This window comes from Bacillus sp. LQ16 (assembly GCF_057784645.1).
Window position 1 is genome coordinate 3,556,954 of sequence record NZ_CM173491.1, and the last position, 16,058, is coordinate 3,573,011.

The following is a 16,058-nucleotide window of genomic DNA, read 5'->3' on the forward strand; positions in this document are numbered from 1 at the left end:
CTATCTCCCTCTTTTTGTGTAAGATTGAATATCGCCATCCACTTTATTTTTAAATCCATATACTTCTTGTTCCCCTGAATATGGAACTAATTCAATCGTTTTTTCATCTCCAGGCTCAAATCTTACCGCTGTACCCGCTGGAATATTTAAATGTCGTCCAATTGCTACACTTCGATTGAATTTTAACGCCTCATTCACTTCATAAAAGTGGTAATGAGATCCAATTTGAATAGGTCTATCTCCCTGATTTAGCACTTTGACTTTCGTTGCTTTTTTATTTCCATTACATACTATGTCTTCTTTCGCAAGGATATATTGCCCTGGAATCATAACATTCACTTCCTTTAATGAATTGGTTGATGAATAGTTACTAATTTTGTTCCATCAGGAAAAGTTGCCTCAACTTGAATATCTGATATCATGTCTGCAATACCATCCATAACATCTTCAGCACTTAAAATGGTTTTTCCAAGCTCCATTAATTCCGCTACATTTTTACCATCTCTTGCTCCTTCCAAAATTTCATACGTAATAATAGCGATACTTTCTGGATAGTTTAACTTAAGCCCCCTCTCCTTTCGTCGATAAGCTAAATCAGCCGCAACAACTACTAGCAGTTTATCAATTTCTCTTGGCGTTAATCTCATTACAATCTTCCTTTCTGAAGTATTTTAAAACTAAGAATATTCTAAAAATAAAAGGTGTATTTTCAATGTCCTTTCCGTGTTTTCTCCATGTTTTTTTGCTATCAATCAAATAAAAAAAAGAGCCCATCGGCTCTTTTTTTATTTTCCTTCATTCTTCTCTAACACGTATAAATCTTCTTCGATATTCGTTAATTTCTCACTTACAAGCTTTCTTGCATCTCCAATTGCTTGATTATATGCAAACGGTCCAACTAATTTAATCATTTCTTCTATTAAACGCTCTGCTTGGAAACGTCCAATTTCATCTAAATCTTCTTCCATAAAAAACTGCTGAATTTGTGCTACAAGTTCTTCTTTTTTATCATTTGGTATTTTTATATTCATCATCGTTGTTACTCCTCTATATTTAAGATAGTATCTTCCTTAACTCTACCATAGAAAAACGATTACCAGGACAGCTTTTTGTAACTCCTTCTAACTCTCTATGACCGAGTATATTTTCTTTCTTTATAGCAAATTGCTTCATAAACAGTTTACATAAAGAATATAATGCATTCACTTGTGCAGGAGTTGGATCGTATTTATCGAAATTTCCCGTCATACATATTCCAATTGTATGGCGGTTATGGTCTTTCGCGTGCGCTCCAATATGTAAACCTCGTCCTTCCACTACAGTTCCATCCTTTTCGATAAAATAGTTGTAACCAATTCCGCTCCACCCCCTTACAGTTTGATGAAATTCATGCGTTTTATACACGTCCCATCCATCTTCAGCTGTATGGTGAATAATCAGTTTGTTTACTTTTTCTAAAGGAACTAATTCATCTTGAAATGTTAGATTGACACGTTTAATTTCCATTTGAACTGCCTCCTCTTAAAAATCAATCATAATAATCGTTTTATCATCTGGCCTTATTCTCTTTTCCGCTTCTAGCTCTTCAATAATTGCTATATATTCGTTTATACCATTCTTTCTTATATATGCAACAGTTTGTTCTAATGACCAATCTGGGTGAAATAACCCGTCTGAACAAATAAAAATCCCACTCACTTCATCTGTATGTAATTCACCATGTTGTAAATAATGTATCGCTTCTTTCATTCCATTTGCAACTGAATAACCATTTGGCATATTTGCAAGATAACGATTGTATTTTAACTGTTCTCGAACATCTTGAAAAACATATTCTTCTGGTACAGATAACCCTTTTTTACGATCTTCTTCTCTCTTCTTTTTTGCTCGTTTACTAATTCCTTCAACTGTGTCTTTCGTTAATACTTGCATCGTTCCATTTTGAAAAGTTGCGACAATCATACAGTCCCCAAGCTGCGCATATTCAATTTTCTCACCAACTATTTGGACTGCCGCGATACATGTGCACCACAAATGCTCTTTTTTTCTCGTGTCTACTTCATATTCTAACATTTTGCTTTGCAATGCTTCATTTGCTTTGGCAACTGCAAATTGTAAACTATGATTCTCTCGTAATGCAGTAAAATAACTTGCAAATAAATGCGAAGCGATGTATGCTCCATTATGTCCCTTTTCATCACGAAACGGGACAAGTGGTGTTGCACCGTCACATACACCATAAATCTTTTTTTCTTTATTACAAAAATAAGAATCCTCACATTCTTGCTTCAACGGGCTTTTCTGTTGATATGTTTTTATCTTCACAACTGTATCCCCTTTCAAATGATAAAATACTCAAATTCTTTTGATTAATCTAATTTACCTAAATAAACTGTTTTTACCCAAAACTTTCAATATCATATATAATCTTGAAATAATATGAATTTTTCAGTGAAGGACGGGAAAGAAATGGTCAGATTCCTTGGTGTTATTATCGGTTCTATTATTATTGCGGTTGCCTTTAATCTTTTCCTTATCCCCCACAAAATTTTAAGTAGTGGAATTGGCGGAATTGCTATTATTTTAGGGATTGTAACCCCTGTAAACACAGGCATTATTAACTTTGTATTAAACTTACCTATCCTTATTTTAGGGTACATAGGTCTTGGAAAAAAAGTAATTTTTAACACAGTTGTCTCTGTAGTTGTATTATCTGTTGCATTATATTACGTTCCAGTAAAAGTCGTAGCAACAGATCCATTGTTATCTTCTATCTTCGGAGGTGTCATCGCCGGAGCTGGTATTGGTCTTGTTTTTAACTGTAATGGATCCACTGGTGGATTTGATATTATCGGTATGCTTTTATCCCGCAAGCGAGACATTAAACTTGGCGGATTCCTTATTGTTCTAAATACAGTCGTTGTAATAATCGCAGGATTCTTCTTCACCTGGGATGTTGCACTTACAAGCTTACTTTCAATTTATGTAACTGGTAAAGTAATTGATGCTGTTCATACAAAACATCGTAAAGTTACACTTATGATTGTAACAAATGAAGCAGAAAAAATGAAAAAACAACTTCTTTCAACTGTTGTACGTGGAATAACGTTACTTGATGGCGAAGGTGCTTATTCAAGCGAGAAAAAGCGTGTACTTATGACGGTCGTTTCTCGTGAAGAATTAGCAAGTATGAAACTAACAATTTCTGAAATCGACCCGAATGCATTCGTTAATATTACAGAAACTGTAGAAGTGTTAGGACTTTTCAGAAGAAGTTAAAGACTAGGTGGGAATCCACCTAGTCTTTATTTTGCATAAATTCAATTCGGTTTCCAAATGGATCTGACACGTAAAATCGAATTACATCTGGCCGTGCATAATCATCAATCACTTTAACACCTTGCTCTATAAGTGTTTGCTTAAATTCATTAATTTCATTCACATAAAAAGCTGGATGAGCCTTTTTAGCTGGTGTAAAGTTCCGCTCGACACCAATATGGATTTCTTGATTTCCGCATTTAAACCAACATCCACCTCGTTTTTTCAACTCTTCTGGCTTTGGAATTTCTTCCATACCAATCGTATTCCCATAAAAATCACGCGCCTCTTCTTCACACCCTACAGGTGCAGCTACTTGCACGTGATCAATCCCTTGAATATAATTTTTCATTTTCTCTCCCCCTCCTCTACCCTAATGTTATACGGAAAACAGCCGTCTGTAACTTACAAAAGGTTTATAAAACAATATAAGCTCCCCTTATTACCATCCTGCATTCACCTTGCAAAAAATAAAAAAAACAAAATTTATTCTATAACTTCCATTTTTTATAGAAATACACATTACATCTATATTATAGTTATGAATAGACAAATCTTTTTAGATGCTATTTGTACGGAGGAACTATTATGAGTCGTAAAAAATATTCACCAACTCAAAAAAAACGTCATCCGAGCATTTCTAGACGTTTGCGAAACCATATACAAGATCGTTCATTAACAGAAATGTACGCATCTCTGTTCGAACACAATCCTGATAGTATTATTTCATTAAATTTAGAAGGAGTTATTCTACATATAAATCCTTCTGCCGAAAGAATATTAGGTTACACTTCTTTAGAATTAGAACAGAAAAATATTACCTCTATTTTAGAAGCCCATATTTCTGAGCAAGTATTACAAAATATAAAGAATACTGAAGCGGATAATCAACAAGAGTATATCTTATCTATTTATCATAAAAATGGATTCTTATTAGATTTTGTGACAAAACTAGTTCCTATTTTTGTTCAAAATCGTCTTACTGGCGTATATGCTATTATGAAGCCGCTTGAAAAATCAGAAAGAATTGAGAATATGCTAAAAGAAAGTGAGAAGAGATTACGTACATTAGTAAACTCTATGCCTGCGTTTGTTATATTTAAAGATCATGAAGGGCGCTGGCTTGAGGCAAATGATTACGCACTTTCTTGCTTCAATTTCCATCATGTACCTTACCACGGGAAAAAAGATAGCGAACTCATTCAATATAATGAAGCATACCGAGAAGCTTTTTTACATTGTGAAGAAATCGATGAACTAGCATGGCAACAAAGACAAATTCTTCATGGCGAGGAATTTATTATACATAGAGATGATTTCGATCTAATCTTAAGTATATCAAAAGTTCCGCTTTATCATCCTGATGGTTCTCGCAAAGGTCTTATCGTGATGGGGAGAGATGTTACTGAGCTAAAAGAAACTGAAAAGTTACTACGAAAATCAGAGAAGCTCGCAGTAGTCGGACAACTGACAGCTGGAATTGCCCATGAAATTCGAAATCCACTCACTTCTCTAAAAGGTTTTCTAACGTTGCTCCTCCCTGAAATAAGTGAAGAGCAGAAATGGTATATCGATGTTATGTTAAGTGAGATTTCACAAATGGAATCCATCACGAGTCAATTTATGGCGATGTCTAAGCCACAAGTATTATCTATCCAAACTTGTAACATACAAACTTTAATTGAAGAGGTAGTTACATTTATTTTACCGACTGCAATTATGCATAGCGTTCATATCATCATGGATCATTTTGATTACGTATATGATATTCAATGTGACGGTAACCAATTAAAACAAGTGTTTATAAACATATTAAAAAATGCAATAGAAGCAATGCCAAATGGCGGAAATATTTTCATCCAAACAAAACCATTAGAGGATAATTTCATCTTAATACGAATTATCGATGAAGGTTGCGGCATTCCTGAAGATCGTATCTCCCGTCTAGGCGAACCTTTTTATAGTTTAAAAGAAAAAGGCACAGGACTAGGATTAATGATGTGTTACAAAATAATTGAAGAACATCATGGTAGATTACACATTTCAAGCGAATTAAATAAAGGTACGATTGTTGATATTGAGCTACCACTTTCTTCATCTCATCTTGCAATCCAGTCTTAAATAAAAAAGAAGCATCTGCTAATTGTTAACAGATGCTTCTTTTTTTAAAATGCTTTGTCATACCACTCTTTTGCTTTTTCTACTTCACCCATTGTTAATTGATGCCCTCGATTTTCCCAATGCATCGTTACATTCGCGTTTGCATTTTCTAATAGTACCTTCAATTCCTCTGACTCTGCTGATGAACAAATTGGGTCATTTGTCCCAGCAGCAATAAACACAGATTTTCCTGCTAAATTTGCTAATTGCATTCCTCTTCTAGGTACCATTGGGTGATGAAGCACAGCACCTTTTAATGCATTCTCGTAATGGAATAATAAGCTTGCTGCGATATTTGCTCCATTCGAATAACCGATAGCTACAATGTTATTTCTATCGAATTTATATTCTTTAGCCGCTTCATCTAAAAATTCATTTAATTCCTTCGTACGGAAAATTAAATCCTCTTCATCTAAAATGCCCTCTGCTAATCGGCGGAAGAAACGCGGCATCCCATTCTCTAACACATTTCCCCTAACGCTTAATACCGACGCTTCCGGATCAATTATTTCTGCAAGTGGTAGTAAATCTAATTCATTACCACCTGTGCCATGAAGTAATAACAACACTGGTTTTGACGTATCTTTTCCTTTTTGAAAAACATGTTTCATCATAATCCTGTTCCCCCTTCAATCACTTTAATCTAAATTTCTCACTTCAAATGGTAAAAGCGTTTGTTCAATCTGTTTTCTATGTTGTTCATATTGTTCCGGTAACTTTAATTCCTCACCCATCGTCTCTAACGATTCATCATGAGCGAAACCAGGAGGATCTGTTGCAATTTCAAATAAGATTTCACCATGTTCTCTAAAATAAATCGCGTTAAAATAATTTCGATCTTGTACAGGAGTTACGTGATATCCCAAACGCGACACATGCTCTTTCCAGTCTAGCTGATCAGCATCGTCAATCGCTCTCCAAGCTATATGATGAACTGTACCAACGCCCATTTGGCCACGACCGATTGTTGATAATTTCAAATCAATAATATTTCCAATATCAGCAGAAGAACGGAATCGAACAAATTCACCCTCTTCTCCAATTTTCTCAAGACCCATAATATGCTCTAACAATTCAGCTGTTTTTTGAGGCTGTGCAGATAAAAGAACAGCACCTCCAAACCCTTTAATTGCTACTTCTGGTGTAACTTCTCCAAAACTCCAATTATTTAATTCGCCTGCTTCTCTTTCAACTAATTCTATATGCAAACCATGCGGATCATCAAATTCTAAATACTGCTCTCCAAAACGAGTCATTTTCGTATACGAAACATCGAATTTTTCTAATCTATTTTCCCAAAACTCCATTGCACCTTTTGGTACAACGTAAGACGTAATTCCTACTTGACCATCCCCAATAATACCTTGACGAGCACCTGCCCATGGGAAAAACGTAATAATTGTTCCAGGTTTTCCTCCTTCATTTCCAAAATAAAGATGGTACGTACCTGGATCATCAAAATTCACTGTTTGTTTCACTAAACGTAACCCTAATACACCAGCATAAAAGTCTACATTTTCTTGTGGATGCCCTACAATCGCTGTAATGTGATGGATTCCCATTGTTTTCTTTTCCATTTCTTCCACTCCTTTTTTATTTCATTATAAAAATTCTTTTACATTTAAATTCATTATTCATTTTGTCCATGCTACAAAGTAAAATCCGTCATTATAATTTTATCTCGAATTCGAGATATCGATTATAAAATTACACATTAACTTCCAGCTTGTCAATTCATCTCAAATTCGAGATAATTTTTAAAAAATATTTACTCCATTTGAAAGCTTTATTCAAAGTAAAAATTAACTTGAACTCAAATTTATTATAAGTTACTTACTTTTAGTTGTCAATAAGTTCCTTATTTTCATTTTAAATAAAAAGAGAGTAAACTCCAGTTTCGTTTACTCTCTTCGCTAATCATTTCGTTTCTTTTTCCAATATTGCTTCCATCTCATTAAATTCACGATGAACTGCCTTAACGGGTTCTTTCGTTAATAAACTTACAACGATAACAGTTAATAAACTACAGAAGAATCCAGGTACCATTTCATACATAATTGCTTTTAAACTTGGAATTTGTACCCATGCTATAACAACTACTGCACCAACAATCATACCTGCAAGAACGCCCCATTTATTCGTCCTTTTCCAATATAAACTTAATAAAATGGCTGGTCCGAATGCTGAACCAAATCCAGCCCAAGCATAACCTACAAGTGTTAAAATTGTATCACTTGGATGATACGCTAAAACAACTGCGATCATAGCTACTACTAATACTGACAATCTACCGATAAATACAAGTTCTTTGTCACTTGCATTACGACGGAAAAATGTTTTATAGAAGTCTTCCGTTACTGCACTTGAAATAACAAGTAATTGTGAGGAAATACTACTCATAATCGAAGCCAAAATAGCTGATAATAAAAATCCTGTAATGTACGGATGGAATAAAATATTTGAGAATGTTACAAAGACCATTTCTGGGTCTTGTAATGTCGCATTATTTTTAGCATAATAAGCGATACCAATTAGACCAGTAAGCATTGCACCTATAATTGAAATCGTCATCCAGCCGATACCGATTCTACGAGAAGTCTTTAAATCTTTAATAGAGGTGATTGCCATAAAACGGACAATAATATGCGGTTGACCAAAATACCCAAGTCCCCATGCTAAAAATGAAATAATGCCAAGTATTGTGGTCCCTTTAAACATATCTAAATGCGATGCATCGACTTGTTTAATCGTATTAAATGTTTCTGTTACACCACCGACATCCGTAAAAGCAACAATTGGCACTAGTACAAGCGCAATAAACATAATACAACCTTGTACAAAGTCCGTCCAGCTTACGGCTAGAAAGCCACCGAATAGTGTATACGCAACAACGACACCCACTGTTACAAATAAACCAATTTTATAATCCAGGTTGAAAGAATTTTCAAACAAACGTCCACCTGAAACTAAACCAGCCGACGCATAAAATGTGAAAAATACTAAAATGACGATAGCGGAGACAAAACGAAGTATTTTCGTACGATCTTTAAACCGATTCTCTAAAAAGTCTGGAATCGTAATTGAATCATTTGCCACTTCTGTATACGTTCGTAAACGTGGGGCAATGATTAAATAGTTTGCATAAGCACCTATTAATAAACCTATCGCAATCCATACACTTGATAATCCTGTTGCATACATCGCACCAGGTAATCCCATTAGCATCCAACCACTCATGTCAGAAGCACCAGCTGATAAAGCTGTAACTGCTGGACCGAGTCCTCTTCCGCCTAACATATAATCTGATAAATCGGATGTCTTCTTATAAGACCAATATCCGATATACAACATACCTGCCATATAAATAGCAAGCGAAACCATAATTTCAATCTTCACCAAATCTCTCCCTTATTCCATAAGCCATTCAAAATTTCGAAAAATGACTTTTTCTATTTTCTTGTTTTCGCTTATGGTTCCCTACCTTAACAAACATTTTTTGTTCTTTCAAGTGAACGAGCACTTTTCATTACATGTGAAAACCTTTATAAACGCCTTTATCCCAATGGATTACAATGATTTTTTAAGAAATTAAAGTAATAACATTCAGAAAATTAAACAGTGTTTTTTCACACCTTATTTTTATTCGTTTACCCGATAAATTTTAAAAGAAAAAGCCATACAAATGTATGACTTTTAGCTTATTGACGTCTCAATTTTCGCTTTTTCTACATATACTTTACGAAATTTCATATAGCATCCAATACGCCAAGGTACTATATAACAAACCGCAAGAGTATAGAAAAGAATGCCGATTGACTTTGGATCTAAACCTTGTAAATGTCTTCTAAAATAAGCACGTAAAAGAACGATAACTAAAAATGTAGCAATAAAAGCGATACTTTTTTTTGCATAAATTTGACCATCTTCTCTGACTTCATACCCACTTAAAATAATAAGTGGAATTGACAATAACAGTCCGATCCCAGCAGCTATACCAATTTGCCAATCAGCAAGTTGTATCGGTGCAGCATATAAAGAAAAACCTGGTAATAAGAAAAATAATGGCAATAGTAGTCGTCTTCCTTTATTATTAATTGGTCGATTCATAGAGCGCATGCGTCTAAATATAACGAGCCCTATGACGAGTAAAAAAATTGTAATACTGTAAGAACCTTGCTGCAAGTGAATCTCTCCCTAAAAATAGTCATTTTTAAAAATACTTCCCTATTATACTCCTAATTTTTCCAAAAATATGATTATTCCTTTAAAAAATCTTACATATCAAATATACTTTTAGGTTTGATTTACTATAGGAAACAATTCCGAAAGAGGAACTACTCTCCCCACCTCGTCTTTAAACACAATATGCTCTCTAGTTAAATGGCGCGGGCTCTTCACTCCCGCTGCCGCTGCTAATGAAAATAAACTATATCTCATACTAATAATATAATTCATGACTCGCCACTTCTTCTCATACGGATCTAACGCTTTTTGATAATGCGGATTCGTCGTGGCTACACCAGATGGACATTGGCCAGAATTACATTGAAGGGCCATAATACAGCCGCTTGCCATCATAAATCCGCGGGCTGAACTTACAGCATCCGCCCCAATCGCTAAAGCAATCGCCACTTTATCTGGTGTGATTAATTTACCCGATGCAAATACTTTAAACTTGTTACGGACACCATAATAATTTGCTGTATCGATAAATGTAAGTAATGCTGGAATAAGCGGCAGTCCCATACAATCTGCCATCGATTTATACGTTGCCCCTGATCCGCCTTCTGAACCGTCTATTGTAATAAAATCTGGGTAAATATTTAGTTCTTTCATTGTTTTTATTAAATCTTCCAAAGGCTCCTGCTGACCAATTACAATTTTCATTCCAACTGGTTTACCGCCGCTTTCTTGCAACTGTTGAATAAAACAAAGTGTATCCACTGCATTCTTTAAAAATGAAAATCGATTCGGTGAATTAATCGTCTCTCCCTTTCGGACGTTGCGAACAAAAGCAATTTTCTCATTTACTTTTTGCCCCTCTAGATGACCACCACGTATTTTAGCACCTTGCCCAAATTTCAATTCGAATGCTCTAATATTACTTTCTTTCGCTTTCTCCATGAATTTTCCCATTGAAAAATTACCGTCCTCATCACGGTACCCAAATAACCCTGGACCAATTTGCGCAACGATATTCGCTCCTGTATGTAAATGTTCTGGAATAACGCCACCTTCACCAGTATTAATCCACGATCCGCCTGCCATTTTCGCTCCAAAACCACTCGCTAAAATATAATTTTCTCCAATCGCGCCGTAAGAAGTCGCAGATGCTCCAAACATGCCATGTAGTTTCCACGGATATTTACGGTTTTCACCGACTATAATTGCATCATCTTCTTCGTACAGCCAAAGATTCGTTGTATCCGCTGTCAATTTTTCTCTTCTTGAAAATAATCCTTCTTTATGAATCATGTACTTTTTACCTTCCCGCTCTTGCGAAAGATTCACACTTAATTCCTCAGTTAATATCGGAAATAATGTATTAGCAATATAATAGCCAGAAGCTTCAAAATCTCGTTTTGATCCAAAACCAAGTATTTCAGAGCGATATTTCGCTAAAAACATAACACTTTGAAAATCATAACGTGAGAAAGGCTTTCCATCCGTATCATGATCAAACCAATATTGTCGAAATTCAGGCCCTATCTTTTCCAGTAAGTAGCGCATTCTTCCTAAGTACGGATGTAACTTTAAAATAGAATGATGTGTTCGTTTTTTTATAAAAAATGTAATGATAAAAAAGATGATTAAAAGCAACATTAAAAATAGTAATATACTAATAATAACGAGTAGCGTTTCACTCATCCCGCTTCCCCCTATGAAATCCCATAATAAAAGGAGAACACTCGGTGTGCTCTCCTTTTATCTTTATTCATACTAACGTAGCAAGATGCTCTTTCGCGTCATATTCAACTAAACTTTCAGCATGTTTAATTCGATGAACAAAGTCTGGATTAGCAATTAACGGTCTGCCGAATGCCACTACATCAATTGTTCCTTCTTGCAACGCTTCTTCGGCCTCTTTCGGATTTAAATTACCAACCCCAACAATCGTACCATCCCAATATTTTCTTACTAGTTGATGAAAATTCTTTCCGTCAGCAATCTCTTGCGTATAATTCATCGTTGAGGGATGGATCATCGTTAATCCAACTTCTTTGAACATATTTACGAACGTTTCAATTGCAAGCTCAGGGTTTTCCCACATATAAGTAGGATTATCGCCTTTGAAAGCAGAGAAGCGAAGAAGTGTTTTATTAGCTCCAACAGCTTCTATTACAGCCGCCGTTACTTCTTTCATAAACGTTAACCTTTGTTTTAAATTACCGCCATATTTATCTGTTCGCTTATTCGCAAACTCATACGTAAATTGATCGATTAAATATCCGTGTGCACCGTGAATTTCTACTCCATCAAATCCAGCTTCGATTGCATTTTTCGCAGCTTGTGCGTATTGACCGATTACTTCTTGTATTTCTTCTAACGTCATTGCTTCTGGCGTATCAAACGGTTTACGAAAGCGTGGAACATTTCCCTCTGCAGCGATAGCAGATGGTGCTTGTGGCATTTGACCACCAATTATTTCATGATGACTCATACGCCCAACATGCCATATTTGAGCAATAATCGTCCCGCCTTCTTTATGTACTGCCTCTGTAACAGGTTTCCAAGAATCGATTTGTTCTTGTGTATAAATACCTGGTACTCCTGGGTTTCCTTTTGCTCTCGGACTAATGACAATTCCTTCTGTAATAATTAGTCCAATTCCATCCGCAGCACGTTTTCTGTAGTACTCCACTACATCAGCACCAACTACTCCAGTTTCATTATCTGCAAAGCATCTTGTCATCGGTGCCATCGCTATACGATTACGAAGAGACCAAGCTCCAATTTGAATTGGATCAAACAACTTTGTTTCTTCAACGTTTTCAAAAGATCCACCAGCGTTTACATTTGTTCCTTCATAAATATTCGCTGCTTTATTACTTGAACTTGTCATTTTTCTTCCCCCTAAAAAATCTTACTATAATCGCATCATACTTACTTTTAGATAGTAACGTCAATTTTTACGACTTTACAATAAAAAATTCGAATATCAAAAAAATAAAATACTATAAATAATATTAAAAAGGTTTCCTTAGAAGGAAACCTTTTTTGTTGACCATATATGGCTGTCAATTCGTTTATCTCTTTAATATAAAAAATACCTTATCAATAGAAGTGAATATGGTTCAGTATTCTTCTAAAAATAATAACTTATATACCTAAAACAATGAAAGCCCTACCTCTCTTTCATCCTTACGGCTCCTCGTCCGTGCCAGTGTGAATCAGGATTGCAAAAATCAAGTAACTATTTTATCGAAGTATTCAATTAAACTTCGAACATTCATAAATGAAATTAAAAAATAAAAATGGATTTGATTGTAGTAATAACAATAGAGGTAATGCTCTAAAAGTGGTTTGAAAGAGTTGAATGTCTTTGAAATGATAAATTTTCTATAATTATGTTCCCAAAAAATTCAAGATCTTTTTTGGGATATAATACATTATTTGTAATGAACCTTAACAAAAGCTTTTTATCTGATTTTCTGTGATACCTTCAATTAATCCCAGTTCACTAATCAAAAATTCATATGCGTTATCTAACATCTTCTTTTCGCTTGCATTAAGTGCTTTTTCTTTCTGTATACGCATTAAATCGCGCACGACTTCAGCACCTTCTTGCATTTTACCCGTCTTTATTTTATCAGTGTTCAATTTATACCTTTGTTTCCACGTAAGTAATCTATCTGATTCCCCATGTTGAAAAATATCCATTATGTGTGCTAATGCGGTTATATCCGTCACTGGTCGTATATTCGAATTCAATATTCTCCCTGCTGGAATCATTAGTTCCATATTACTAGCCGACATTTTTATAACATAATACTGTTGTTTTTCTCCTGAGACTTCCTTCTCTTCTATGGCTTTAATTATACCTGCTCCCTGCATTGGATAAACAATGTTATCGCCAATTTGAAACAAATAATCCACCTCCATATATGGTAACCTTCTCAAGCTTAACACACTTTTAGTTTTTTAGCAAAATTTTTATTTTATCATAAAATTATTTTACACGTCAATACTTCAAAAGCAAGAAATTAAATTTACATAACACACTATAAAAACCCGCAATTTTATTAACGGTTGCACCCACATTCATTCTCTTTTAACATAAAAACACATTACTACATTTGAGTAGTAATGTGTTTTTGATAAGGCATAGATAAAGATCTACTTTTCCGTCTATATACTAACCTGCTTACTAACTATTTCCCTCGCTAAAAGAAAACTCATAATCACTTGCGCTGCTACTCTACTCGTCATATCCCTGAAATCAAGAGTTGGATCAATCTCTACTATATCCATCCCTTGAACGAGCGGTTCTTTACCAAGGAATTCAATCGCATCTAGTAAAGTCGTACTATCCATTCCACCTGGCCCAATTGCTGGACAACCTGGTGCAAACGCTTGGTCTAGTACATCCATATCAAGAGAAATATAAATAGAAGTCACACCTTGTTTTCTTAACACTTCAATACTTTCCGTGATAATATCTTTTATTTCTCGCTCTCGTACGTCTTTCATTGTATACACTGTTACGCCATGCTCTATTGCATATTCATGGTACGTACGTGCGTTAGAAAAATTACGAATTCCAATTTGAACAAGTTGTTTCCCTGTAATGACATCATTTTCTAGTAAACTACGGAATGGTGTACCATTTGACGGGCCTCCATCATCTAAATTACGTAAATCATGATGAGCATCAAATTGAATAATCCCGACCTTTCCTTTACTGTTTGCAAAGCCTGTTATACTCGGAAAACTAATTGAGTGGTCACCACCAAGAACGATTGGTATCATGTTCGGATTTACTTTCGTTACATGACCAACTGTTTTCGCAATTCGGTTATGACTTTCTTTTATATCCGTCACATGCATCGTAATATCGCCGCAATCATATAAGACACTTTCTTTCATATCGTGTTCTTCTGTAATTGCATATGTGCTGTATGCATCTAACATCGCACGAATTGTTTTTGGAGCAAAACTTGCTCCTGAATGACTAATAGATGGTTTAGAAAGGGGTGCTCCAATTAAAGCAGCACCGAATATTTCTACGCCTTCCTCCCAATCTTTAATCATCTCACTCCATTTTGTCACTTCACGATCAATAAACTTTGCATTTTTCTTTAAATAGTGGCCGTGCTCCACGATTGTTCACCTCTTGTATATGCAATATTACCATTCTTCCATACTGTATTCACATGACTTACGCCGTAATGATACGGTACGTAAGCATAATTGTAAGCATCCCATAAAACTAAATCTGCCTTACGACCAACTCTAATTTTCCCAGCTACATCACCACGGTTAATGGCATATGATGAGTTAACCGTTACAGCATTCCAAACTTCTTCTGGTGTCATTTTCAGTTTTAGCATCGCAATGCTCATAATAAGCTGAATATTTTCAGTTGGACAGCTACCTGGGTTAAAGTCTGTAGCTAACGCAACTGCAACACCTTCATCAATCATTTTACGACCGCGAGCAAAACTTTCTTTATTTAAATAAAAAGTTGTTCCTGGTAATAAAGTGGCTACTGTATTAGAGTTTGCAAGCATTTCAATTCCTTTATCAGAAGCGCCAACTAAATGGTCTGCTGATGCTGCACCGATTTCTGCCGCTGCTTCCGCACCACCAAGAGGGTCGATTTCATCTGCATGAATTTTCACATCAAAGCCAAGCTCTTTCGCTTTTAATAAAAACTCTTTTGACTCTTCGACAGAGAACACACCTGTTTCACAGAAAATATCAACGAATTCCGCTAATTGCTTCTCTTTCATTTCTGGTAGTAGGTCTAACATCCATTGTAAAAATTCTTTCGATCTACCCTTATATTCTTTCGGAACTGCATGAGCACCTAAAAATGTGGAAACTAAATCGATCGGATGCTCTTTTTGTAATTGTGCAGTTGCCTCTAATTGTTTCCATTCCGTCTCATCATCTAATCCGTAACCACTCTTCGCTTCTACAGTTGTAACTCCGAAAGATAACATACGGTCTAAATGGAATTTCGCTTTTTGAACAAGTTCTTCTTTCGATGCTTGTTTCGTTGCATTTACAGTCGAAAGAATGCCTCCGCCTTGTTCTAAAATTTCTAAGTACGGAACTCCTTGTAATTTTAGTGCGATTTCATTTTCACGAGATCCACCAAATACAAGATGAGTATGCGGGTCAACAAGACCAGGAGAAACCATTTTCCCGCCGCAATCAATAACTTCTTTCGCTTGTAATCCTTTCGCTTCTTCCGCCGTTCCAACGAAAGTAATTACATCGTTTTCAATTCCAACCGCACCGTTTTCGATAACAGGAAGCGTGTTCATCGCTTCCCGTCTTAACAAGCCATCTTCTTGATCCATTGTTAATAATTGACCAATATTTATTAGTAAAGTGTCCAGCATGTTTTCTCC

The 16,058-nt window shown here is 35.4% G+C and carries 17 protein-coding genes; 2 read left to right on the forward strand and 15 right to left on the reverse strand.

Annotated features, from left to right (window positions below; all coding sequences use genetic code 11):
• The 5 genes from AC3EMB_RS17780 to AC3EMB_RS17800 form a co-directional block, all read right to left on the reverse strand.
• Complete coding sequence (locus AC3EMB_RS17780) at positions 1-330, reverse strand: urease subunit beta (RefSeq protein ID WP_016080650.1); 330 nt, start codon at positions 328-330, stop codon at positions 1-3.
• A 14-nt stretch (positions 331-344) separates the two neighbouring features.
• Positions 345-647, reverse strand: a complete 303-nt coding sequence (locus AC3EMB_RS17785) for an urease subunit gamma (RefSeq protein ID WP_001241328.1) — start codon at positions 645-647, stop codon at positions 345-347.
• 138 nt (positions 648-785) lie between these two features.
• Positions 786-1,034 carry a DUF2164 domain-containing protein gene (locus tag AC3EMB_RS17790; protein ID WP_000981064.1) on the reverse strand — a complete coding sequence of 83 codons (249 nt, stop codon included), beginning with the start codon at positions 1,032-1,034 and terminating at the stop codon, positions 786-788.
• A gap of 19 nt (positions 1,035-1,053) precedes the next feature.
• Positions 1,054-1,506: a peptidoglycan recognition protein family protein gene (locus tag AC3EMB_RS17795; RefSeq protein ID WP_000403999.1), complete on the reverse strand. Its 453-nt coding sequence runs from the start codon at positions 1,504-1,506 to the stop codon at positions 1,054-1,056.
• A 15-nt stretch (positions 1,507-1,521) separates the two neighbouring features.
• Positions 1,522-2,343 carry a protein phosphatase 2C domain-containing protein gene (locus AC3EMB_RS17800; protein ID WP_144465632.1) on the reverse strand — a complete coding sequence of 274 codons (822 nt, stop codon included), beginning with the start codon at positions 2,341-2,343 and terminating at the stop codon, positions 1,522-1,524.
• A gap of 126 nt (positions 2,344-2,469) precedes the next feature.
• On the opposite strand from AC3EMB_RS17800, the gene AC3EMB_RS17805 reads away from it, so the two are divergent.
• Positions 2,470-3,279, forward strand: a complete 810-nt coding sequence (locus AC3EMB_RS17805) for a YitT family protein (RefSeq protein ID WP_000251348.1) — start codon at positions 2,470-2,472, stop codon at positions 3,277-3,279.
• Between the two features lie 19 nt (positions 3,280-3,298).
• On the opposite strand, the gene AC3EMB_RS17810 is transcribed toward AC3EMB_RS17805, so the two are convergent.
• Positions 3,299-3,670, reverse strand: coding sequence for a VOC family protein (locus AC3EMB_RS17810; protein WP_000800772.1), 372 nt, complete (start codon positions 3,668-3,670; stop codon positions 3,299-3,301).
• 236 nt (positions 3,671-3,906) lie between these two features.
• On the opposite strand from AC3EMB_RS17810, the gene AC3EMB_RS17815 reads away from it, so the two are divergent.
• Complete coding sequence (locus AC3EMB_RS17815) at positions 3,907-5,439, forward strand: BA3702 family sensor histidine kinase (protein WP_423097274.1); 1,533 nt, start codon at positions 3,907-3,909, stop codon at positions 5,437-5,439.
• Positions 5,440-5,483: 44 nt separating this feature from the next.
• Here the strand turns inward: AC3EMB_RS17815 and AC3EMB_RS17820 are convergent, their stop codons facing one another.
• From AC3EMB_RS17820 to hutI, 9 genes are all read right to left on the reverse strand, one after another.
• Positions 5,484-6,092, reverse strand: coding sequence for an alpha/beta hydrolase (locus AC3EMB_RS17820; RefSeq protein ID WP_488517206.1), 609 nt, complete (start codon positions 6,090-6,092; stop codon positions 5,484-5,486).
• A gap of 24 nt (positions 6,093-6,116) precedes the next feature.
• Positions 6,117-7,055: a ring-cleaving dioxygenase gene (locus tag AC3EMB_RS17825; RefSeq protein WP_098976302.1), complete on the reverse strand. Its 939-nt coding sequence runs from the start codon at positions 7,053-7,055 to the stop codon at positions 6,117-6,119.
• A gap of 340 nt (positions 7,056-7,395) precedes the next feature.
• Positions 7,396-8,874 carry a sodium/proline symporter PutP gene (putP, locus tag AC3EMB_RS17830; protein ID WP_141240998.1) on the reverse strand — a complete coding sequence of 493 codons (1,479 nt, stop codon included), beginning with the start codon at positions 8,872-8,874 and terminating at the stop codon, positions 7,396-7,398.
• A gap of 297 nt (positions 8,875-9,171) precedes the next feature.
• Positions 9,172-9,660, reverse strand: a complete 489-nt coding sequence (locus AC3EMB_RS17835) for a cytochrome c biogenesis protein CcdC (RefSeq protein ID WP_043936438.1) — start codon at positions 9,658-9,660, stop codon at positions 9,172-9,174.
• A gap of 111 nt (positions 9,661-9,771) precedes the next feature.
• The gene (locus tag AC3EMB_RS17840) at positions 9,772-11,346 is read right to left on the reverse strand and encodes an FMN-binding glutamate synthase family protein (protein WP_000005147.1); all 1,575 of its coding nucleotides are present in this window, start codon (positions 11,344-11,346) and stop codon (positions 9,772-9,774) included.
• A 67-nt stretch (positions 11,347-11,413) separates the two neighbouring features.
• A complete protein-coding gene (locus tag AC3EMB_RS17845) occupies positions 11,414-12,541 on the reverse strand; it encodes an alkene reductase (protein WP_071731649.1) in 1,128 nt (375 codons plus the stop codon).
• Between the two features lie 563 nt (positions 12,542-13,104).
• Positions 13,105-13,566 (reverse strand): CarD family transcriptional regulator, encoded by a 462-nt coding sequence (locus AC3EMB_RS17850; RefSeq protein ID WP_014482101.1) that lies wholly within the window; start codon positions 13,564-13,566, stop codon positions 13,105-13,107.
• Between the two features lie 261 nt (positions 13,567-13,827).
• Complete coding sequence (gene hutG / locus AC3EMB_RS17855; protein ID WP_016512447.1) at positions 13,828-14,799, reverse strand: formimidoylglutamase; 972 nt, start codon at positions 14,797-14,799, stop codon at positions 13,828-13,830.
• Positions 14,778-16,049, reverse strand: coding sequence for an imidazolonepropionase (gene hutI / locus AC3EMB_RS17860; RefSeq protein WP_071714694.1), 1,272 nt, complete (start codon positions 16,047-16,049; stop codon positions 14,778-14,780). The genes hutG and hutI overlap by 22 nt, the downstream gene beginning before the upstream one ends.
• Positions 16,050-16,058 lie beyond the last annotated feature (9 nt).